The 21,519-nt window shown below is 74.0% G+C and carries 14 protein-coding genes and 2 pseudogenes; 8 read left to right on the top strand and 8 right to left on the bottom strand.

From position 1 onward, the window contains the following. Window positions 1-61 precede the first annotated feature (61 nt). From AB0M16_RS26015 to AB0M16_RS25995, 5 genes and pseudogenes are all read left to right on the top strand, one after another. Window positions 62-1,585: a pyridoxal-dependent decarboxylase gene (locus tag AB0M16_RS26015; protein ID WP_365346900.1), complete on the top strand. Its 1,524-nt coding sequence runs from the start codon at window positions 62-64 to the stop codon at window positions 1,583-1,585. A gap of 46 nt (window positions 1,586-1,631) precedes the next feature. After that, the gene (locus AB0M16_RS26010; protein WP_365346898.1) at window positions 1,632-2,849 is read left to right on the top strand and encodes a fatty acid desaturase; all 1,218 of its coding nucleotides are present in this window, start codon (window positions 1,632-1,634) and stop codon (window positions 2,847-2,849) included. Between the two features lie 50 nt (window positions 2,850-2,899). Beyond that, window positions 2,900-3,346, top strand: coding sequence for a cobalamin-dependent protein (locus AB0M16_RS26005; RefSeq protein WP_365346896.1), 447 nt, complete (start codon window positions 2,900-2,902; stop codon window positions 3,344-3,346). Then, window positions 3,339-4,589: pseudogene (locus tag AB0M16_RS26000) on the top strand (methylaspartate mutase); the annotation flags it as partial. The gene AB0M16_RS26005 and the pseudogene AB0M16_RS26000, both read left to right, overlap by 8 nt. Window positions 4,590-4,796: 207 nt before the next feature. Then, entirely contained in the window at window positions 4,797-6,194 is a 1,398-nt protein-coding gene (locus tag AB0M16_RS25995) for an aspartate aminotransferase family protein (protein ID WP_365347085.1), read from the top strand. A 90-nt stretch (window positions 6,195-6,284) separates the two neighbouring features. Here the strand turns inward: AB0M16_RS25995 and AB0M16_RS25990 are convergent, their stop codons facing one another. Then, window positions 6,285-9,479: a tetratricopeptide repeat protein gene (locus tag AB0M16_RS25990; protein WP_365346894.1), complete on the bottom strand. Its 3,195-nt coding sequence runs from the start codon at window positions 9,477-9,479 to the stop codon at window positions 6,285-6,287. A gap of 310 nt (window positions 9,480-9,789) precedes the next feature. Here AB0M16_RS25990 and AB0M16_RS25985 point away from each other — a divergent pair, with 310 nt between their 5' ends. Continuing rightward, complete coding sequence (locus AB0M16_RS25985; protein WP_365346892.1) at window positions 9,790-10,140, top strand: hypothetical protein; 351 nt, start codon at window positions 9,790-9,792, stop codon at window positions 10,138-10,140. Between the two features lie 121 nt (window positions 10,141-10,261). Here AB0M16_RS25985 and AB0M16_RS25980 read toward each other — a convergent pair whose 3' ends face one another. Beyond that, window positions 10,262-11,503, bottom strand: coding sequence for an NAD(P)/FAD-dependent oxidoreductase (locus tag AB0M16_RS25980; RefSeq protein ID WP_365346890.1), 1,242 nt, complete (start codon window positions 11,501-11,503; stop codon window positions 10,262-10,264). Between the two features lie 656 nt (window positions 11,504-12,159). Here AB0M16_RS25980 and AB0M16_RS25975 point away from each other — a divergent pair. After that, on the top strand, window positions 12,160-12,780 hold the full coding sequence (locus AB0M16_RS25975; protein WP_365346888.1) for a sigma-70 family RNA polymerase sigma factor: 621 nt from the start codon (window positions 12,160-12,162) through the stop codon (window positions 12,778-12,780). 28 nt (window positions 12,781-12,808) lie between these two features. Further along, window positions 12,809-13,117: a hypothetical protein gene (locus AB0M16_RS25970; RefSeq protein ID WP_365346886.1), complete on the top strand. Its 309-nt coding sequence runs from the start codon at window positions 12,809-12,811 to the stop codon at window positions 13,115-13,117. Window positions 13,118-13,157: 40 nt separating this feature from the next. Here the strand turns inward: AB0M16_RS25970 and AB0M16_RS25965 are convergent, their stop codons facing one another. The 6 genes and pseudogenes from AB0M16_RS25965 to pucL all read right to left on the bottom strand — a co-directional run bounded on the left by AB0M16_RS25965 (window position 13,158) and on the right by pucL (window position 21,231). Continuing rightward, on the bottom strand, window positions 13,158-14,621 hold the full coding sequence (locus AB0M16_RS25965; protein ID WP_365346884.1) for a hypothetical protein: 1,464 nt from the start codon (window positions 14,619-14,621) through the stop codon (window positions 13,158-13,160). A 31-nt stretch (window positions 14,622-14,652) separates the two neighbouring features. Beyond that, window positions 14,653-16,272 carry a protein kinase gene (locus tag AB0M16_RS25960; protein WP_365346882.1) on the bottom strand — a complete coding sequence of 540 codons (1,620 nt, stop codon included), beginning with the start codon at window positions 16,270-16,272 and terminating at the stop codon, window positions 14,653-14,655. Then, window positions 16,269-18,026: an FHA domain-containing protein gene (locus AB0M16_RS25955; protein WP_365346880.1), complete on the bottom strand. Its 1,758-nt coding sequence runs from the start codon at window positions 18,024-18,026 to the stop codon at window positions 16,269-16,271. Before AB0M16_RS25955 ends, AB0M16_RS25960 begins: the two co-directional genes overlap by 4 nt. A gap of 38 nt (window positions 18,027-18,064) precedes the next feature. After that, window positions 18,065-19,723 (bottom strand): hypothetical protein, encoded by a 1,659-nt coding sequence (locus tag AB0M16_RS25950; protein ID WP_365346878.1) that lies wholly within the window; start codon window positions 19,721-19,723, stop codon window positions 18,065-18,067. Between the two features lie 254 nt (window positions 19,724-19,977). After that, window positions 19,978-20,196: pseudogene (locus AB0M16_RS25945) on the bottom strand (alkylphosphonate utilization protein); the annotation flags it as partial. Between the two features lie 102 nt (window positions 20,197-20,298). Then, window positions 20,299-21,231: a factor-independent urate hydroxylase gene (pucL, locus tag AB0M16_RS25940; RefSeq protein ID WP_365346876.1), complete on the bottom strand. Its 933-nt coding sequence runs from the start codon at window positions 21,229-21,231 to the stop codon at window positions 20,299-20,301. Window positions 21,232-21,519: the final 288 nt, after the last annotated feature.

The raw sequence follows: 21,519 nt of genomic DNA, 5'->3' as shown, positions 1-21,519 counted from the left end.
TCGCCGTGAACCGTCCTCGTCCCCGAGCACGGCGCACCCCCCATCGCAGAGGAGATCCCTCGTGTCCACGTCCGCACCCGGACCCCAGTTCCGGACCGCAGGAACCGCCGCCGGTCTGGAGAGCGTCCGGACCCTGATGAACTCGGCCCTCGACATCCTCCAGGAGGTGTCGGCGCAGCGCACCGGACCGGTGGCGGCCGGCGGTCCCGAGGGCGCCAGGGCCGCGGCCCTGGCGGTGCTGACCGGGCCCCTCCTGCCGGAGGACGGCACCGATCCCGGGACGGCCCTGGCGGCACTGATCCGCCCGTACGCCCAGTGGTCGGCCGACCTCACCCACCCCGCCGCCCTCGCCCGCATGCAGCCGCCCCCGATCGCCGCCGCCGCCGTCGCCGAGCTGGTCGCCGCGGTGCTCAACCAGTCCCTCCACGCATGGGAGAGCGGTCCCTTCGCCCTGGAGCTCGACCGCTGGGTCGTGGCCCGGCTGGCCGAACTGGCCGGCTACGACCCCGAGGAGGCCGGCGGCACCCTCACGCCCGGCGGCAGCGTGTCCAACCTCATGGCCATGACCATGGCCCGCGACACCGTCCTCGCGGAGAAGACCGGCGTCTACCCCTTCCTCGGCGGGATGCGCGCGTGCTCCGGACAGCCGGTCGTGCTCTGTCCCGCTGGTGTGCACTTCTCCGTCGAGCGGGCGGTGCGCCTCCTCGGCATCGGAGAGGAGAACATCGTCACCGTTCCCGTGGACAAGACCGGGCGGATGATCCCCGAGGAAGCGGACCGGATCCTGCGCGAGCTGCCCGAGGACAGGATCGCGGTCGCCATGGTCGCGGTGGCCGGCTCCACCGACCTCGGCATCGTCGACCCGCTGCCCGAACTGGCGGCCGTCGCCCGGCGCCACGGCGTCTGGCTGCACGCCGACGCGGCGTACGGTGCCGGAGCCCTCTTCTCGCCCCGTCTGCGCGGCCTCCTCGACGGCCTGGCCGAGGCCGACTCGATCACCGTGGACCTGCACAAGTTCGGCTGGTCCCCGGCCTCTTCGGCCGTGCTGCTGGTCCGCCGCGCCGAGACCCTGGTGTCCTTCGGCCTGCAGCCCACCACGTGCCTCAGCGCGGACGACGACACCTGCGCCGGATTCATCGGTCTGCAGGGCAGCTCCCTGCAGACCACCCGCCGGTCCGACGCCCTGAAGATCGCGGTCACCATGCGCACCCTCGGCGCCCGGACCATGGCGGCCATGGTGGACACCTGCCACGACCTCGCCCGTCACGCGGCGGCGCGGATCGACCGCGAGGCGCGGCTTGAGCTCTTCGCCGAGCCGCCGCTCACCTCGGTGCTCTTCCGCTACCTCCCGCCGGGGGCCGGCGACGCGGAGGCCGACGCGTTCAACGGGCGGCTGCGCCGGAGGCTGATGGAGGAAGGCCGCTCCCTCATCGCCCGCACCCACCTCACGGGCGAGGACGGCGTCAGCCGTGTCTACCTGAAGCTCATGCTGCTCAACCCGGAGACCACCCCGGAGCAGCTGGACCACGTCCTGGACGACCTGCTCGCCGCCGCCGAGGAGCAGGAGACCGGAGAGCACGCGTGACGCGACGCGTGCCGCGCCGGGAGAGTCCACGGGAGAGAGAACGGGAATGTCCGAGGTGAACGCCCCGCGTACGGTGCCCGCGGCCGGCCCTGGCGAGCCGGACCCCGTACGCGAATCCATGCAGGTCCTGCCACGTGTCCTCGCGGCACCGCTCACCCTGCTGACCGGTCGACCGTACGCGGGACAGCGGCCCGTCCGCCACACGCCCACCCGGCACCTGGTGAACGCGCTCGTCTCGTGCGCCCTCGGTGTGGCCCTCGGCACGATCGCGCTGGCGGCCGGCGGTCCGCTGCTGGTGCTGCTGGTGCCCGGCTGGGCGGCGACCCTGCACGGCGCCCGCAATCTGCGGATGATGATCTACCACCAGTGCGCCCACCAGAACATGTGGCGCAAGCGCAGGCCCGACGTCCTGGTGGGCCGGCTCATCGCCGCGGCGCTCGTGATCCAGGACTTCGACCGCTACAGCGCCGAGCACGTCGGCGACCACCACGCCCTGCACCACATGACGACCCGGGACCCGACCGTCCAGGCCTTCCTGGTGACGTTGAAGCTACGGCCCGGCATGAGCCGCGGCCGGATGTGGCGCAGGGTCCTGGGGGTGTGCGTCTCGCCCTGGTTCCACGTCCGCTTCCTGGTCGCCCGGATCCGCTCGTACTACACCTACGCCCCACCCGCCTGGCGGGCCGGCACCACCGTGGCCTACCTGCTCACGGCGGCGGTCGTCACGTGGCGGGACCTGTGGGTGCCGGTCCTCGTCGTCTGGATCCTGCCGATGACGCTGTTCTTCCAGATCAGCAACGTCTTCCGGCTCTGCGTGAAGCACAGCTTCCCGCAGCCCGGCCAGGCTCCCCGCCGGGGCCGCGCGTACTTCGCGAGCCTCACCAACGCCATCTTCGTCGGAGAGCGCGCGCCGTCGCCGCGGCTCCCGGCGCTGCGGCGTCACGCGGCCTGGGCCCGCTGGTGGTTCCGGATGCTCCTCGTCCACTTCCCCACCCGCTATCTGGTCCTGACCGGGGACACGGTCGTGCACGACTACCACCACCGTCATCCCATGAGCAGGGAATGGGCCTCGTACCTCTTCGCGCGGGAGGAGGACCACCGTCGGGGAGCGCCCGGCTGGCCCCCGTACCACGAGGTGTGGGGACTGGTCGCGGCCATCGACCACGTCTTCGACTCGCTGCGGACGGCCGATCCCGAGGAGTTCGACCCCGACCGCCTCGCCGAGGTCAACCACCGCGCCCTGTTCATGGCGTTCGAAGACTGACCGACCACACCCGGGTCCGCAGGACACCGGAATCCGAGAGGAAGCTGCCGATGCACGCGCTGCCAGGCCGGGGCGAACGCCTCGTCGTCCTCGGCGTCGCCGAGAGCGACGCCCACGCCGTCGCCAACCAGCTCATCGCCCTGCAACTGCGGGACTACGGCTTCACCGTGGTCAACCTCGGAGTCTGCACCCCGCTCCGCGACTTCGCCGACGCCGTGGATGCACACCCGCAGGCCGAGGCCGTGCTCATCGGCAGCCTCAACGGTCACGCCCACCACGACCTGCGCGACCTGCCGAAGCTGCGGGCCGCGGGCCGGCTCCGCCTGCCCGTGATCGTCGGGGGGAACCTGTCCGTGGGCAGCCGCACCACCGAGGCGCACCTGGGGCGCCTGCGGGACCTGGGAGTCGACCACATCCTCGCCGACGGCAACGAGATCGTGCTGCTTCTCGACCGGCTGCTGAGCACGGGCAAGGCGGCCGAACTCCAGCATGACTGAGCTCGACGTACTCGAACTGCCCCCGGACGTCGTCGCGTCGCTCCCCGACTGGCCCGACGTCGTGGCCCATCTCGCCTCACCGCGGCTGCCCCGCGTGGTCGACGTCCTGCGCGCCGCGGACTCGCGGGGGCGCCCCGCCCTCCAACCGCGCTGCGGAGTGGGGGGACACGAGCCGATGCGGGACCTGCTGCGCGAACTGGAGGGCGCCGGCCCGGACATCCTGTCCGTCACGATCGACTCGCACACCCGGTTGCGGAAGTTCGACGCGGCGCGCGACGTGCTGCGCCGCGACCCGGCCGGACTCAACGGCTACCCGCTCGTCACCCACGGATGGCGACGGGGCCGCCAGCTCGTCGGCACGGTGGGTGTGCCGCTGGAGGTGCGCCACGGTTCACCGGACCCGCGCGAACTGTTCGCCGTCTCCCTGGCATCGGGCATCACCTCGTTCGAAGGGGGCGGCATCGGCTACAACCTGCCCTACTCCAAGGACGTTCCGCTGTCCCGCTCCCTGCGCGCCTGGCAGCGGGTCGACGCCGTGTGCGGCACGCTCGCACGCTCGGGGGTCGTCGTCGACCGCGAGCTCTTCGGCACGCTGACCGCCGTGCTCGTCCCGCCCTCGGTGAGCCTCGCCATGACGCTGCTGGAAGGCATCGCCGCCGTCGCCGAGGGCGTCCGCTGCCTCTCGGTCGCCTACCCCCAGGGCGGCGAGGTCCACCAGGACGTCGCGGCCCTGCGTGCGACGCGCACCCTGGGCCGCCGCTACCTCGGCGCGGACGTGGAAATCTATCCCGTCCTCCACGAGTTCATGGGCGTCTTCCCCACCACACCCGAGTACGCGGGCGGGCTGATCCTGCTGGGCGGGCTGACCGCCCGGCTCGGCGGGGCGACCAAGGTGATCACGAAGACCGTGCAGGAGGCGCACGGCATCCCCGACGCGGAGGCGAACGCCTCCGGACTGCGGACGACCGCGCTCGGCGCGTCGGACCTGCTGGACTTCGTCCGGGTCGACGAGGACCGCGTGGCCGAGGAACAGCACTGGATCGAACGCGAGGTGGCGGAGCTCGTCGAACCGGTGCTGGCGGCCGGCGGTCTCTTCGACGGGATCGAGCGCGCCTTCCGGGACGGACGGCTGGACATCCCGTTCAGCGCCAGTGTCCACGCCCGTTCCGGGATCGTCCCGCGCCGCGACGTCCACGGCGCGATCCGGTACGGGGACAGCGGGAACCTGCCCTTCTCGGGCCCCGTACGGCGCCGCCAGGCCGCGCTGTCGCACGCGGCGGAAGACAGCCCGCCCCGGACCCGCATGGCGGCGGTGCACGCCGACATCCACTACTTCCTCGCCAGGGAGAAGTCGTTGTTCCTCCCCGGCCACCCGCCCCCCGACGCCCACCCGCTCCCACCCCCCCACCCCTCTCGCGCATCGTTCGCCCAACCATCGATCGAGGTACCCATGAAGAGCACCGCACCCGGATCCTCCGTCCCCGTCCCCGGTCTGCCCGATCCGGAGGCCGGCGCCCGCGTGGTCGCCGACGACCGGGCCCACCTGTTCCACTCCTGGGCGGCGCAGGGGGCCGTGAACCCGGTGCCGGTCGCCGGGGGAGAGGGCCGCTACTTCTGGGACTACGAAGGCAAGCGCTACCTCGACTTCTCCTCGCAGTTCATCAACCTGAACATCGGCCACGCGCACCCCAAGGTCGTCGCCGCCATCAAGGAGCAGGCCGACCGGATCTGCATGATCGCCTCGACCTTCGCCAACGACCGACGCGGCGAGGCGGCCCGGCTGATAGCGGAGATCGCGCCGGGCGACCTCAACCGGGTGTTCTTCACCAACGGAGGGGCCGAGGCCAACGAGCACGCCGTGCGCATGGCACGCATCCACACCGGTCGTCCCAAGGTCCTCTCCGCGTACCGCTCCTACCACGGGGGAACGGCGACCGCGATCAGCCTCACCGGTGACCCGCGCCGCTGGGCCAACGAGAACTCCGGCAGCGCGTCCGGCAACGTCGCCCACTTCTTCGGCCCGTACCTGTACCGCTCGCACTTCCACGCGACGACCGAGGAGGAGGAGTGCCGTCGCGCACTGGCCCACCTCGAGCAGGTCATCGCGTTCGAGGGGCCGTCCACGATCGCGGCGATCGTCCTGGAGACGGTCGTCGGCACGGCCGGGATCCTCGTCCCCCCGGCGGGCTACCTCGCGGGGGTCCGGGAGCTCTGCGACCGGTACGGCATCCTCTACATCGCGGACGAGGTCATGTCCGGCTTCGGCCGCACCGGCGCCTGGTTCGCCGTCGACCACTGGAACGTCACTCCGGACCTGATCACCTTCGCCAAGGGGGTCAACTCCGGTTACGTGCCGCTCGGCGGGGTCGTCCTCTCCGACGCCGTGCACGAGACCTTCCGTGACGTGGCCTACCCCGGTGGGCTCACCTACTCCGGCCACCCCCTGGCGTGCGCCGCCGCGGTGGCCACCATCACCGCGATGCGGGAGGAGGGCGTGAACGAGAACGCCGCGCGCGTAGGAGCGGAGGTCATCGGCCCGGGGCTGCGCGAGATCGCGGACCGGCACCCGTCGGTCGGAGAGGTGCGCGGGCTGGGCGTGTTCTGGGCCGTGGAACTCGTCCGCGACCGCGAGAGCCGCGAGATGCTCGTCCCGTACGCGGCCGGTGGCGAGCTGGCCCGCCCCGTCGACGAGGTGGTCGCCGCGTGCAAGGAGGGCGGCATGTGGCCGGTGTACAACTACAACCGCATCCACGTCGTCCCGCCGTGCACCATCACCGACGACGAGGCCCGCGAGGGACTGGCCGTGCTCGACCAGGCGCTGTACGCCGCCGACAAGTACGTGGGCTGACCACCTCCCGAGCTCAGGCGGAGCGCGGGGTGCGGGGCCCGTGCCGAGGACACCCCTGGCCCTCGCTCCCGGGAGCGAGGGGTCGCCGGCTCACCCCCCGTCGCCCCGACAGTGCGCGCACGCCGTCGGCGGCGGCGGGCCGGGCCGGGTGCCCGCCGGGAGTCCGTCGGATTCGCCGGACTCCCGCAGCGCGCTCACGAGTGCCGTCGCCTGTTCGGTCAGCGCCTCGTCGTCGGTCCCGCCGAGCGCGGCGACCGCGGCCGTACCGAGCGAGACGGCCTCCTCCGGGTCGGTCGCCCGCACGGCCGACGCGAGCAGGAGGAGTGCCCTCCCCTCCTCGTGGCGGTCCCGGACCGCCCGGAAGAGCGTGATCGCTTCGCGGATCGCCTCGACGGCGCGGTCCGGCAGCCCGAGCGCCTCCCACGCGTCGCTCAGGTTCATCAGCACCGTGGCCTGCGCGTGGGGGTCGCCGACCTCCTCCAGGAGGTCGCTCGCCCTCGTCAGCAGACGAGCGGCCTCGGCGGGCGCGCCCGCCTCGCTCCGGACGGTCGCCAGGTTGCCGAGGGCGATGCCTTCGCCGCGCTTGTCCCCGAGGTCGCGACAGAGGGCGAGTGCCTCCTCGAGGACGTCCGACCCGTCACCGAGTCCGCCCTCACGCAGCGCCGTACCCAGATTGTTGAGGGCCATGGCGACTCCATGGTGGTCGTCGGCCCGTCGGAAGCCGTCGCGAGCGGCCGCGTGGGCGGTCGCGGCCTCGCCGGCCCGCCCCAGTTCCCTGAGGGCCATGCCGAGATTGTTCTGGACGATCGCCTCGTTGTACCAGTCACCGACGAGACGGCAGATCTCGATGTTCCGGCGGTACGCGCCCACCGCCTCCTCGTGGCGGCCCGACTCGCTCAGGGAACGTCCGAGGTTGTTGAGCGCGGCGGCCTGACCCTGGGGGTTTCCCGCCCTGCCCTGCAGGACGACGGCCCTGTGCAGCAGGGGCACCGCCCGCTCGATGTCACGCATCTCGTGCAGGGTGTACCCGAGGTTGGTCAGTACTTCCGCCTCGCCCAGAACGGATCCCTCCGCCGTGTGGACGCGGAGGGCTTCCTCGTGTGCGGCGACTGCTTCGGGGAACCGCCTCAGTCCTCTCAGGGCGCCGGCCCGCGCGTCGAGGAACGCGGCACGGAAGCCGGCGGGGCCGCTCGGGGGGACGTGCTGCAGCGCGCTGTCGTAGACGGCCGTCAACTCGGCGTAGCCGCGGCGCAGTTTGAGGTAGGGGCCGATGCGCGCCGCCATCGCCCGGACGACGGACGACCCCGAGGGGCCGGGCGTCGTGGTGATGACCGCGACGAGGTTGGCCCGTTCCTCGTCCAGCCAGCCGAGCGCTGCGGTCCGGTCGGCGAACCGGGGTGCCGGGGTCCGTCCCGGGACGAGATGGTGGTGCGCCTCCTCCAGGCGGTCCGCGTAGTGCCCCAGCAGCCGCTCCGAGGCGGCGGCCCGGTCGTCGCCGGCGTGCTCCGCCCGCCCGGTCTCGTCCGCGTAGAGCCGGATCAGGTCGTGCATGCGCCACCGGCCGTAGACGGCCGTGCTCTGCACCAGATGGCCGCGCCCCAGGGCCTCCAGGAGCTCCTCCGCCGTGTCCGGGTCGACATCGCAGAGCCGGCCGGCGGCCTCGGTGGAGACGTCGGGTCCGGGGTTGAGCGCGAAGAGCCGGAAGAGCCGTGCCTGGTCCTGCGGCAGGTGCCGGTAGGACAGTTCGAAGGCGGCTCGTACCGCGAGGTTTCCCCGGCTCAGCCGACGAAGGCGGCGCTGCTCGTCGTCCAGGGCCCGGGCCATCGAGGACAGCGGCCGGGCCGGCTGGTCCGCCAGGAGGGCGGCGACGATCCGCAGCGCCAGCGGCAGGTGTCCGCACTGCCGGGCGATGGCCTCGGCGGTGTCCGGTGCGTCGTCGACCCGCGTGTCCGCCTCGCCCCGGCTCGCGCGCAGGACGAGGCGGAGCAGGCCGACGGAGTCCACGGGATCGAGGACCGTCAGGTCGTGCAGACGGGCGTCCAGGTCGGACAGCGTGTGCCGGGAGGTGATCAGCACGGGGGTGCGCGCGTCACCGGGGAGGAGGGGCCGGACGTGCTCGCCGTCCATGGCGTCGTCGAGGACGACCAGGGTGCGGTGCCCCCGGTCGGCCAGGTCGCGCAGCGTCGACCGGTACAGGCGCGCGCGGTCCTCGAGGGACACGGGGATGTGCTGGTGGTCGACGCCCAGCCCCCGGAGCATGGACGCGAGCGCCTCGTCGGGGCCCTGACGGCGAGCGGGGTCGTATCCGTAGAGTTCGACCGCGAGGACGCCGTCGAACCATCCGTCCCGTCCATGTGCGCGATGGACCACCTGCCGCACCAACTCGGTCTTCCCGACCCCGGGGAGTCCGGCGACGACGTGGACCGACGGCCCCTCGCCGACCGTCCCCGGGTCCAGCACGGCGAGCAGCTCGTCCACGGCGCCCTCCCGCCCGGTGAACGTGCCGGACGGGGCCGGCAGCCCGGAGAGGGCGGAGGCGGTCCGAGGAGCTGCGGGAGGGGCCGCCCGCACGGCCCCGCCCGCCGACGGGGCCACGGCGTCGCCGCCCTCCGGCGGGACCACGCGGCGCAGCCCGTACTGCGGCAGTCGGTCCGCGAGCAGCGCCGCGTCGAGGCGCGTCCCCAGGGAGTTGAGGAGGAGGTCCCCCAGGGCGAGTGCCGCCAGGCGGCCGGGAGCCCCGGCCAGGACCCGCTCGGCGAGGGCCGTGTTGACGTCCACCACGTCACGCTCGTCGGGCCACTCCACCCATAGGGCGCGGAGCATGCGCCACGCCGTCTCGGGAGTGCCGTAGATCCGGGGGACCGCGAGTTCGTCGAAGGGGGCACGGAGTCCGTCCGTGAGCCAGTCCCGGACGAAGGAGGGGAAGTCGTCGGACCGCCGGGCGCGGTCGCCGAGCTCCTGGAGCGGCCGGGCCGGCACCAGGGAGACGAAGTGGAAGTCGTGCCCCGCTTCGGCGTGCGTGCGGAGGTGACGCCAGATCCCCTTCGCGTCCAGGGCCGCGACGTTCCAGCTGTTGGCGTTCCGGTTCTGACGCTTGACCTGGTGCACCTCGGTGCGCCCGTCGCGCCGGTAGGCGAACTCGGTACCTTCGCCCAGGATTCCGTTCGGCTCGAGGGTGAGCGAGTCACCGTGTCCCAGCAGGACGTACAGGGCGTGCCTGATCGTCCAGGCGCCCTCGTAGCGATTGCCGAACTTGTCCGTCTCACCACCCGGCCTCGGTGCCACCGGTCCCCCTCACCCCGTCCGCCCGTCGCACGACTCCGCGACCGCGCGGCCCCGTCTCGTGGCGCGCGCAGAGCCACCGTACCCGGCGGCGCCGACAGCGCCGAGTTGGCCGGAAAGCCTCGTGGCGCGGGCTCCCCGCCCGCCGAGTTCGCCCCGCTCGACGAGCAGTCCCGGGACCCCGACAACCGGTTCGGCAACGACCTCGCGGACGGGACCAGGGCGGCGTCGACGCCTCCGCGTTCCCGGACCTGCCGGCCGCCCAGAAGCACGTCCAGGCCGCCCTGAACGCCCCCGCCCCGACATGCGCCACGTGACCAGGAAACACGCCGAGTTCCTCACCCAAGGTGCGGTGGCGCTCCTCCTGAACATCGCCGTCGTGTCCCGCAACCCGGGCGCCGCACCGCTGGAGGACGAACTCCGGCGGCTGTCCCGCTTCCTGCAGGACTCCCGGGCCACCGCACGAACGATGCCCTCGGCGGCGCTGGTCCCACTGCTCGACCTCCTGGCCGACGAGGTCGGCACCGAGGCGTTCGGGACCGGGCCCGCCGAGTACCGCGACCGGCTGGCGCGCGCGAGCCGCGCGACGACCCGCCGGCGGACTTCCTGCGCTCGCCGGCCGCGCTCATCCGCGAGAGCCGGTTCAGTGCCTACCCGGACATGACGGAGTCGCCGATGTCCGACTGGGAGGCGGGCGGCGGCTCGGTGGAGCCCGGCCGCGGGAACCGGGGCCGCCGTTCGTCTCCCCGTGGTGACCAGGTCCTGCGCACCCGGCCCGTCGGGCATCAGGCGGCGTCGGGTGTCTGCCCGCTCATCCGCTCCTGCATGCGCCCGAAGAACTCCTCGGGCGGGCTCATCCCCGCCGTGACCCTGACGAACTCGTCGGACGCCGACGGGCTTCGGGACACGGCGTGGAGCAGTTCCCGCATCTCGGGGGGCGGGGGTTCCATCGTCGCGAACTGGGCCGTGAACTCGTACATGCTCGTCACCTCGGCGTCCCTCGCCACCTGCGCCTCCCGCATCGCCTCGTCGAAGGACCGGCGGCCGGCGAGCACGTCGTCGAGCGCGCGGGCGCACCGCTCCGCGTCCCGGAAGGCGTCCTGGATGCCCTGGGCGGTGATGGGATCCTTGAGGTAGCCCGCGTCGCCGACCAGGACCCAGCCGGGACCGTACGGTCTGCGGAAGTAATTGGGGACCGCCGTCCCGACGAACCGCTCGGCCCGGGTGGCCCGCGCGACCCGCTCCGCGAAGGCCGGCGCACGGGCCAGCGTGGCGTGGTAGTTGCCCTCGACGTCGCCCCGGTTGGCCTCGAAGTCGCGCATGGGCCAGCCGCTGACGACCAGCGCCAGGTCCTCGTTGGTGGGCCAGGCGGCGAAGGCGCAGTCGCCGCGGTCGTACGCCTCGTACCTTCCGTGCAGGTCGAGCCCGGCCCAGTACGTGTAGTAGTAGGCGTTGATCTTCGGCTTCTCCGCGTAGTCGGTGGCGCCGGTGGCCCTGGCGACGGACGAGTGGAGTCCGTCCGCACCCACGGTGACGCGGGCGTGGTCGACCGCCGTACCACCGTCCTTGCCGTGGCCCCTGATCCCGGTCACCGCAGGACCGTCGAACAGCAGCTCCTCGACGGTGAATCCCTCGCGTACCTCGGCTCCGGCCTCCGCGGCCGCGTCGACGAGGATCTTGTCCAGGACCGTACGGCGCGGGGCGTACGCGGCCTCGAAGCCCTCTCCGGCCGGCGACCCGACGATGGCGAACGGCCCGAGGTCGAACGCGTAGGTGTCGATCGGCGGACACCCCGTCGCCACGACCCGCTCCAGCAGCCCCCACCGGTCCAGCGCGGCCAGTCCGGGCGGATGGATCAGATGCGTGGAGATCGTGTCGCTCGGGAAGGTCGTCCGGTCGACCAGGAGGACCCGGTGCCCCAGACGAGCCAGCAGCATCGCGGTCGGTGCGCCCGCACAGCGCGCCCCGACCACGATCACGTCGTGCTGGTGGACTCCGTCGCCGGCCGAGCCGGCCGTGCCGCTCATCTCTCTCACCTGCCGATCGGACGCCGCGCGCGTGTGCGGCGGGCCGGACGGAGCACGTCCCGGCCCTCGCCGCCGCGCGGTGCGTGTCCCTCTCCACGCTAGAACACCTTCCGGAAGCGGTCTCGGCGGAGGCGGATCCGGACCGGCTCCGCCCCCGCCCGGTCACGGACGGTTGCGGCGGCGTTCCGGGACGCGGCCCCGGACGCGGATCCGGGCCCGGCCCCGGATGCGGACCCGGGCCCCGCCCCAGCCCCGGATGCGGACCCGAGCCTGGCCCCAGCCCCGGATGCGGACCCGGGCCTGGCCCCAGCCCCGGACGCGGACCCGGGCCCGGCCCCAGCCCCGGACGCGGACCCGGGCCCGGCCCCAGCCCCGGACGGGGACCCGGCCCGCGCCGCGTATCCTCGCTGATCGGCGCCGGCCGCTTCGCCCCGGCAGCCTCGCCCCGTCCGCCTCGACCACGCCGCCTTCGCGCCCGTCGGAACGAACCTGAATCCTTTCGTGCCTGGTGCGCCTCTCATAGGCGTGCGGACGACCGGGTCCGCCCGCCCGAATCCACCAGGAGGACCCCATGACCACCGTCGTCATCGCCGTCGCGGCCGCCGTGCTGCTGTGCGCGTGCACCGTCACCGTGCTGCGCCGCCGGAGGCGTCAGCGTGGCTGAGTACACCTGGCCCGGCGCGACCCTCGTCGCCGCGGCGCAGCGCGGTGACGTCGAGGCGCTCACCGCGCTGGTGTACGGCTCCTACCCGCACGTACACCGGTTCGCGCACACGCTGTGCGCGACACCCCAGGACGCCGAGGACGCCGCTCAGGAAGCGCTGATCATCCTCTATCGCAAGATCGGCATGCTGCGCGCCTCCGGGGCGCTGGCGTCGTGGATGTTCCGGATCGTCCGCAACGAGTGCCTGCGCCGGGCTCGTTCGCTGCTCCAGCGCGGACCGGCCGACGAGTTCGACCGGCTCGGCACGGCCGAAGGGCTCGGCACGTCCGCCCGGTCCGAGGCGGTCGGCGGCACCGCGCGGTCCGCCGAGGAGGACGTCCTGCTGCGCCTGGAGGCCGAGCGTGTCGCCGCCGCCATCGCCACCCTGCCCGCCGACCAGCGGCAGGTGCTGGTCATGCGGGACATCCAGGGCCTGCCCGGTCGTACCGTCGCCGACCGGCTCGGGCTCAGCACCGCCGCGATGAAGTCCCGCCTGCACCGGGCCCGTGCGACGGTGCGCGAGGCCTTGCGCGACGAACCGACCGTATCGAGGGGAGCCGACGATGACGCCTGACCGGACCGCCGTGAGAACACCCGACCCCATGACCGGCCGTGCACCCGGCGCCGCCGGTGTCCGCCACGACGCGCCGACGCCCGGGCGCTTCGCCAGCGCCACCGTCCCGCGACATCTGGCCCGCGGCGCCCTCGGGTTCGGCGCGATCGTCGCGTCCCTGGCCCTGCTGCCCGTCGTCGGCCCGGTGAGCCTGCTGCTCGCCCCGGTGGGCCTGGTCGCGCTGCGCGGCTGCCCGATGTGCTGGGCGATCGGCCTCATGGAGACCGTGTCGGCCGGGCGGCTGCGCCGCTCCTGCGCGAACGGGAGCTGCGAACTGACCCGCGTCGCCCGGCCTTAGGGGATGCGAAGGACCGGTCCTCCGGATCACACCGGGGCGGTCAGGGGCAGGAGTACGTGAAGGTGGCCTCCGCCTCCAGGGGCGACGCGGTGGGGCGCAGGACCTGGAGGCGGGCGGTGCCGCGGAAGGAGCCGGGGCCGCGGACCGTCCACCGGAGGTGCACCTCGACCTCGTGCTCACCGCGCCGGGCCGTACGGGTCAGGTCGCCCGAGGCCTGGCCGTCACTGCGCAGCCAGCGGTACGTGAAGGGGCCGGCGTTGCCGTCGGTGGTCACGACGCCGGTCACGTCCGCGGTCTGACCACACGTCAGTTGTGCTGCCGGAGCACGGACCGCGGCCGCCCGCACCGCCGGGCCGGGCGTCGGGCGCAGGAGCAGCCACAGGGCCACGGCCGCCGCCGCCAGAACGGCGGTCGCGCCGATCAGGCTTGCTCGCCGCCGCCGACGGCGCCCGCGTTCGGAGGAGGGCGTCGGGGCAGGGGCCGCCCACAGGGAGCGCAGCCGCTCCTCCTCGTCGCGGGGGACGCCGGGACCGAAGCGCAGGACTATCTCGTCGGGATCACCGGGGGCATCGGGGGCGTCGGGACCGGCGGCCGCGGACGTGTCGGCGGTCGGCGCCGGCGCGGAGCCGGTCCGGTTCCGCCTGCCCAGGACCGTGGCCTGGTCACCCGCGGCGGCCGTTTCCGCGGCCACTGGCACCGTGGCCTCCGCCGCCGTACTCCCCGCCCCCGAGGCATCCGGCGTCGTCCGCTCCGTGAGGAGCTCCGCCAGCGCCGCAGCCGCCGCCGTGCGCAAGGCGGTCCGGCGCAGGAAGTCCCGGGGGAGTGCCGTGCGACCCGAGGTGAGCGTCGTGCGGGCGGCGGCCAGGCCGGCGGACTCGGCCGCGGCGGAGCAACGGGTGAAGAGCTCCGCCGCAGGGGTCCCGGGGGCCGCCCAGGCGGTGCCGAGGGCACGGGCGAGCGCCGCCCAGGCCGCGATGTCGTCGGCCTGGGCAGCGGCGGTCGGGTTCCCCTCGGTCAGGGGCGCGGCCAGTGCCGCCTCGGCGAGCAGGGCGGTGCCGTCCGCGGCCAGGACCACGCGGTCGGGGGTGAGCGAGCCGTGGGCGAGCCCCGCCGCGTGCAGGGCGAGGAGGGTCTGCGCGGTCTCGTTGAGGACGCTCGCCGCGCTGCCCTCGTCCAGTCCGGGCGCGCCCGTGGCGAGGAGGTCCGCGACCGTGCGGACCGGCGGGCGTGCGACGATCAGCCAGACGTCCCCGGCCTCCCGCACCAGGTCGACGGTGGCCGGCAGGCCCGGCAGACGCAGCTTCGTCACGGCGACCACCGCGGCGGCGAGGCGTGCCCGCGCACCCTCGCGTGCGAGCAGGGCGCGGTCGACGCGCAGCACGCCGAGCGGCGGTTCCCCGGCGTCGCCGGAGGTCAGGGCGTGCCAGGTGCCGAACCGCCCGTCACGTGCCCAGTCCGACAGGGCACGACCGGCGACCGTGGCCGGTGGCGGGGGTGTCGTCATCGTGTTCCGTTCTCCTCGGTGCGGTGGGCGCTCAGCACGGCGGCGCGTCGAAGGACGACGTCCGGCGGCCGCTCGCGGACTGCGGGCTGCTGCTGATCGCGACGTTCCAGGTGCCCCGGCAGGGGTGGTTGGAGAAGTCGGCCTCGAAGCTCACGGAGTACTCCGTGCCGCCGGAGAGGCGGCGCGACTGCGAACCGTACGACTGGTCCGGTGTGTTGACGTAGAACTCCGCCAGGAGGGTCAACGGACCCGTGCCCGTGGTGCGGACGGTCACGTCGGCGACCAGCGTGCTCGGGCGGGGCCCCCGCCGCCAGGCGTCGATGACGAGCGTGATCGTGCCCGGCGTCGGCGCCGCGGTCGCGGTGGTCCTCGGCGGCGCGGTGGCGGTCGACGGGGTGGCGCCGGAGCCGCCGTCCGGGGGCGGGGTGGTGGTCGGTGTGCCGTCCGTGGCCGGGGGCGTCGTCGTCCCGCCCGGCGTCGGGTCCGTCGACGCGCCGGCGGACGGCGTGCCGGTGGCGGAGGCCGTCGGCGAGAGGGAGGCGGTCGGCGTCACCGGGGAGCCGGACGTCACGGCCCCCGAGGGGACCGAGCTCGCCGTCGTCGTCGTGGTGTCGTCCGTCCCGGCCCTCGCGACGCTCACCGCGCCCGTCCCGATCACGGCGAGGAGCGCCGCCCCGACGACCGCCTTCCCCAGACCGCGCCGCAGGCGGCCCAGGACGGTCAGCGCCGGCGTCACCTCGTACACCGCGCCCGTCATGGCGAACGGGAACAACAGGGCGAGCAGGGCGGCGAGTTCCGCGAGACGGCGGCGGCCGCGTGCCTCCCAGCCGGCGCCGTACCCGTCGCCGGCGGCGCGTTCGAGTCCGGCGAGGAACGCCTCGACGCCCGGCCGGTCCGCCGGGTCCTTGGCCATGCCCCTGCGCAGCAGATCCCGTACGGGCTCGGGGACGTCGTCCACGTCGACCGGAGCGCGCAGGTGCTGCAGCCGCAGCGCGATCAGGTCGTCGGCGCGGAACGGGCGCCGGCCGGTGAGGCATTCGTAGAAGACCGCCGCCGCCGCGTACACGTCGCTCGCCGGGCCCGCCGGCGCACCGTCCCACTGCTCGGGTGCCATGTACGCGGGCGTGCCCCCGGTCTCCGTCTCACGGCCCGCGCGGATGGCGATGCCGAAATCGACGAGCGTGCTCGAACCGTCGGCACGGACCAGCACGTTCTCCGGCTTGTAGTCGCGGTGCACCACCCCGGCCGCGTGCGCCGCTCCCAGGCCCAGCAGGGAACCCTTCAACAGCACCAGCGCCGCCTCCGGACCGGTCGCCCCGTGCTCCCGCAGCAGCGCGCGCAGCGTCACGCCGTCGACCGCCTCCATGATGATCGCCGCGCCGCGCCGGGCCTCCACGTACTCGTAGAGCCGCACCACGCAGGGGTGCCGCAGGTCGCCGAGCAGCCGCGCCTCGGCACGGAAGCGGGCCAGGAACTCCTGGTCGCCGTGCAGCCGTCGGCTCAGGTACTTGACGGCCACGGGCCCGCCCGTCGCCTCGTGCCGCGCGAGGACGACCCGGCCCCCGGCCCCCTGGCCGAGCGTCCGCACGGTCCCGCAGCCGGGCACCTCCCAGCCGCCGTCCGCCGGCGCCCCGCCCCGTACGTCTGTCATGCCGTCCCCTCCAGGGCCGCGCCGTCCACCGCCGGGCGCGTGGGACGCCCGGCCGCCTCACGGCGCCGCTTCACCACCCGTACCAGCCACCGCGCGGGCGCCGCCCACACCGGGAAGGCCACCAGCGCGACGACCACCGCCACGATCACCGTGTCCCACGGCTCGGACACCCGCCCGTCCAGCCACTCCCCGAGCCGCGAGCGCCAGGCCAGCAGCGCCAGCACCAGGAAGCCGTAGGTCCCCACGACCACCGCCAGGCCGTACGCGGCCATGCCCGCCTGGCGCGGCCCCGGCCGACGGCCCGCCCGGAGGTCACGCCACAGGCCGGCGCGGAAGTACGCGCCGGCCTCCTCACGCAGCCGCGGCACGCGCAGCGCGTCGGTGAGCGCCTGGTAACCGTCCAGCGGCATCAGCGGGTTGACGTTGTAGAGCGTGTTCAGATAGAGCCCGAAGGCCAGATGGAACAGGACCGCCGAGGCCGGGCCGACCGGCAGGTACGCCGCGCCCGCCGCGCACCAGCCCGCCAGGGCCGCGGTCGACAACGGACCGGACAGCGCCACCACCACCCGTGACCAGCGCGTGCCGAACCACATGTCGCTGGTGTCCACGAACGCGAACGGCATCCCCATCATGAGCAGGAAACCGCCGCGCCGGACCTTGCGGCCGTACGACTTCACGGCCAGGGCGTGCGCGAGTTCGTGCACGACCAGCGCCGTGACGTACCCGGTGGCCAGCGCCACCGGTCCCCAGGTCCCCGCGCCGCCGAAGTCGAGCAGGTGCTGCCGTCCCTGCGCCTCCGCGAAGAACACCACCAGACCGCCGACCAGCGACAGCCAGACCAGTGCCACTCCGGTAGGCGTGAAGAACCGCCAGCCTCCGCCCTCGTAGAGGCGGGTCACCGCGCCGTCCAGGCCCGGTACGGACACCTCCAGCTTGAGCAGGGCCCGGTACACCGCTCTGCCCAGGCGTCGCATCCGGCTCGCGTCCCGCTCGTCCTTCCGGCCCGGCATGCCGCGCAGCAGACCGGCGCCCTCGAACGCCCCGAGCGCGGCCTCGATCCGCGGCAGCGCCAGCTCGCCGAACCGGTCGGCGTACGCGAACAGCAGGTCCCGCACGGTGTTCTCGCCGTCCAGGGCGTTCCACAGGAACACCTCGCGCTCGTCGAGCCGCAGGTACACACCGGTCCGCGTGTTGCTCAGCACCCACTGCGGCTCCGACGCCCCTCGGCCGTCCGCGGGCAGCCGCTTGAGCGCCCACCCGCCGCGGCGGCGCGGGCGCGCGGTGAGCGGGCCGTGCGCCTCGGGCACCTCCGCCTCGGGTCCGCCGGCCGGCGGCAGCTCGGTGAGCTGGGTGCCGACCACCATCGTTCGCGAGCCGATCCGCGCGTCCCGAGGCTGCTCGAACACCAACCGGACGTCGCCCACGCACAGTTCGGCACCGTCCTGGAGGCGGGCCGACCCGCCGTGCAGGGTCTCGCCGGCGACGGTCGTGCCGTTGAACGAGTCCAGGTCCTCGACTCGGAAGCCCGCACCGTCCCGGACGACGCGTGCATGGCGGCGCGACACGCTGCCGTCCGACAGGACGACGTCGTTCTCGCCGTCCCGGCCCAGCGTCGTGACCGTACCGCTCAGCGGGACGAGGAGGTCGGGGGCGTCGAGGCCGCGCAACTGGGGAGCGGCGAACGCCGTGGGGGCCGCGCCGCGGCGGAGGGTGCCGCAGCGCAGGCAGTACGGGAAGTCGCGCCGCACGTGCACGCGACAGGCATGGCAGAGCATGGTGCGGCTCCGCCGCCTCAGGAACCGGTGGTGAACGAGCCGCCCGACAGGCCGCCGGGCGAGGCGTGGCCGGGTCCGGTGCCGGGTCCGCTGCCGTGCAGGTGGCCGCCGCCCAGCCGGTCGAGACCGCCCGGTCGCATCACGCGGCCGCCCGCGCCGTCGGATTCGGGCGCGGGAGTGTCCGCGCGGCCGCCGCCGCGACCGCCCTGCCCGTCGCCGTCCCCGCCGCCGCTGCCGCCGCCCCCGCTGGGCCGGCGTTCGTTCTCCTGGCTGCCGCCGGACCCGCCGCTTCCGTCACCGCCGTCGGACCCACCGCTTCCGTCACCGCCTCCGGGCTCGCCGCTGCCGCCGCCCCCGGAGGGCCGCCGCTCGTTCTCCTGGCTGCCGCCGCCGGAGTCTCCACCGCCGGAGTCTCCACCGCCGGAGTCTCCGCCGCCTTCGCCGCCGCCGTGGCCGCCGCCCTCGCCACCGCCACCGCTGTCTCCGCCGCCGTGGCCGCCCCCTTCGCCGCCATTGCCGCCACTGCCGGAGTCTCCACCGCCGCCGGAGTCTCCGCCGCTGCCGCCGCCGCCCCCGCTGGGCCGACGTTCGTTCTCCTGGCTGCCGCCGCTGTCACCGCCGCCGGAGCCGCCACCGCCGTTGCCGCCGGAGTCGCCGCCTCCTCCTTCGCCTTCGCCGCGCTCGTAGATGCCGCCGTGCCCGAAGTCGCCGGCACCGCCGCCCGCACCGCCGAAGCCGCCCTCGCCGCCTCCACCGTCGAAGCCGCCACTGTGGCCACCGAGCCCGCCGTCGAAGCCACCGCCGTGACCGCCGAACTCGCCCCCGAGGCCGCCCTCTCCGCTGCCGAAGCCGCCCTCTCCGCCCCCGAGGCCGTCACCGAAGCCGCCCTCTCCGCCTCCGAGTCCGCCGTCGAAGCCGTCGCCCGGCCCCTCCCCGAGCCCTCCGCCGAGGCCTCCGCCGAGGCCGTTGCCGAAGCCGTCCCCTTCGCCTCCGTGCCCGCCGAGTCCTCCGCCGCCGAAGCCGTCGCCCGGCCCGTCGCCGAGTCCCCCGCCGAAGCCGCCCCCGAAGTCGCCGCCGCCCAGGCCGTCTCCGAACCCACCGGGACCGTGGTCGCCGAAGTCCGCGTCACCGTCGCCGAAGGAGCCGAAGTCACCGAAGTCACCGGAGCCGCCGAGCCCGTCCGCGCCGCCCAGACCACCCGGACCGCCGAGGCCGCCCAGCAGCGAGCTGCCGTCGTCGAGGGACGTCTCCGCGAGCGAGTCGCCGAGCAGACCGCTGAGCTCGGACGTCGCCGCGTCGAGGTCGCCGGACAGCTCGCGGGAATCGGCGCCCGGGTCGGCCGTGGACGCCACGTCGTGCGCCGCCACGTCGTGCGCCGCCACGTCGTGGGCCGCCACGTCGTGCGGCGGCGTGTCGAGCGGTAGGTCGTGGTGGGCGAGGGCGTTCGCTCCGGTGCCGAAGAAGAGGGACGACTTGGACAGGCGCGCGTCGAGGGTGGTCGGTCCGTCGGCGGTGGTGGAGTCCACGCGGATCCGGCGCAGTTCGGTGACCTGCGCGGGCGTGAGCCCGAGTCTTCGTGCCACCTCGTCGGCCTCGCCGTCGAGCAACTGGGCGGCGAACTCGGGGTCGACCGCCAGGCGGGTCATGGCATCGCGGAAGGCGTTGTCGTCGGTCATGGCCTCACGTTCTCCGTCGGTACGCGGGCGCGCACGGTGCTTCCGGCGGGAAGTGGAGGGTCCCCCTGGTCGATGGCATGGATGCCGTTCCGGCCATCCCGACCGATGCCTGCACCGATCCTTATAGAGGGAGACGACCGGCGTGCGCAAGGCCTGGATCCAGGCCTTGCACCAGGCTTTACGTGCCTTGTGCAGGCGTCGTTCGGCGGGCGTCCGACCAGGCCGGCCGCCCGCCGCTCAGGCGCTCGATCCGGTCAGGCCTTCTTCACGATCGAGGACTTCAGCTGCATGGGGCCGAAGCCCTCGACGCGGCAGTCGATGTCGTGGCCGTCGACGCCGTCCACCAGCTTGATGTTGCGCACCTTGGTGCCGGCCTTGATGCCGGTGGGGCTGCCCTTGACCTTCAGGGTCTTGACGACGGTGACCGTGTCGCCGTCGGCGATCACGTTGCCGACGGAGTCCCTGATCACCTTCTCGCCGCCGCCGGGGGCGTCGCCGCCGGCCGCGGCGGGCGGCGGCCCGGGACGCGTGCGCCCCGGGCCGCCGCAGGCGGGCGGAACCGCTGGTCGAGCGGGTCAGGCGGTGATCCAGTCGCTCGTGGCGATCACCGGCTGGACGCCGTCGCGGTGGATGGTGCCCTCGATCAGGCCGTACATCCGGTCGGCGGCGTAGTACACCTCGTTGTCGTTCTTGAGGCCGAAGGGCTCCAGGTCGACGAGGAAGTGGTGCTTGTTCGGGAGGTTGAGCCGGACCTCGTTCACGGACGCGCAGTGGTCGAGGACGCGCTCGGCCATGGCGTTGAGGGTCTGCTGCAGCGAGTAGCTGTAGGTCTCGGCGAAGGCCTCCAGCATGTGGCGCTTGACCTTCTTGTACGACTGGTCCCAGTCGAAGTCCTCATCCCCGGCGGCGAGCACCGAGTGGGCCCAGCGGGCGGTGACCTTGGTGGCCAGGATGCGGTCGTACGCTTCCTTGAGGGTCGTGTACTTGTCCTTGATGTAGCCGTGGAACTCGGAGTTGGTCGAGTTCATCACGGTCAGGTCGCGCAGGCCGGAGATGACCTGGAGCCGGCCGGTCGCCCCGCTGTAGGTGACCTGCGCGGTGCGCACCTCCTGGCCCTTGCGGACGAAGGAGTGCTGCTCGGGGCGGGTGGGTACGGGGATGCGGTCCCAGGCGAACTCCTCGACCCGGATCTGCGCCTCGTGGATCACCGGCTGGGACTGCACGAAGTGCTTGGCCAGCAGGACGGCGAACGCCTCGGGGGACGAGATGCCGTGCTCCTTGGCGAAGGCGTACACCGTGTTCTTGGTGGTGTCGGTCGGGAGGCAGTTGCCGTTGTCCCCGGTCAGGTGCACCTCGCGGAACTCGCCGCGCAGCGCGACGGAGACGTTCAGGTCGCGGATCTCGTGCCAGGCGCCCTCGTTGCCCTTGCGGCTGACGGCAACGATGCGGTTCTCGGCCTTGCCGTACTGGTTCTGGGCCAGGACGTGCTTGCCGGTGGACTTGCTCATGATGCGGCTCCTGCGGGTACGTGGATTCCTTGATCCCGTACGCCCGGCGTCCGGTGCCGCGTGCCCCGCGACACCCCCCGCCGTCCGGCCCTCGCGCCCAGGGGCCGCCCCGGGACTGACGAGCATCCCGGTCCGTAGGTGTTCGACACGGATTGCAGCACAGGGCGTCCCGCCTCGACAAGAGCGGCGCCGTCGTTCCGTCGTGCACCCCCGTCCTTGTGGTAGTCCCTTAGGGGGTAATTGCCGTGTAGGCACCGATTCATTCAGAATTGCTCCGGAGGGGGCTGG

Source organism: Streptomyces sp. NPDC051921 (genome assembly GCF_040680975.1).
In the GTDB taxonomy this organism is placed as follows: Bacteria; Actinomycetota; Actinomycetes; order Streptomycetales; family Streptomycetaceae; genus Streptomyces.
The sequence above is the reverse complement of the archived record's forward strand: the minus strand, read 5'-3'. Positions and strand labels throughout refer to the sequence as shown.

Bases quoted from the DNA above. Each gene is read 5' to 3' on its own strand.
- AB0M16_RS26010 (WP_365346898.1), top strand. From the start codon at position 1,632: ATGTCCGAGGTGAACGCCCCGCGTACGGTGCCCGCGGCCGGCCCTGGC.
- AB0M16_RS26005 (WP_365346896.1), top strand. From the start codon at position 2,900: ATGCACGCGCTGCCAGGCCGGGGCGAACGCCTCGTCGTCCTCGGCGTC.
- AB0M16_RS25995 (WP_365347085.1), top strand. From the start codon at position 4,797: ATGAAGAGCACCGCACCCGGATCCTCCGTCCCCGTCCCCGGTCTGCCC.
- AB0M16_RS25980 (WP_365346890.1), bottom strand. From the start codon at position 11,503: ATGAGCGGCACGGCCGGCTCGGCCGGCGACGGAGTCCACCAGCACGAC.
- AB0M16_RS25970 (WP_365346886.1), top strand. From the start codon at position 12,809: ATGACCGGCCGTGCACCCGGCGCCGCCGGTGTCCGCCACGACGCGCCG.
- AB0M16_RS25965 (WP_365346884.1), bottom strand. From the start codon at position 14,621: ATGACGACACCCCCGCCACCGGCCACGGTCGCCGGTCGTGCCCTGTCG.
- AB0M16_RS25960 (WP_365346882.1), bottom strand. From the start codon at position 16,272: ATGACAGACGTACGGGGCGGGGCGCCGGCGGACGGCGGCTGGGAGGTG.
- AB0M16_RS25950 (WP_365346878.1), bottom strand. From the start codon at position 19,723: ATGACCGACGACAACGCCTTCCGCGATGCCATGACCCGCCTGGCGGTC.
- pucL (WP_365346876.1), bottom strand. From the start codon at position 21,231: ATGAGCAAGTCCACCGGCAAGCACGTCCTGGCCCAGAACCAGTACGGC.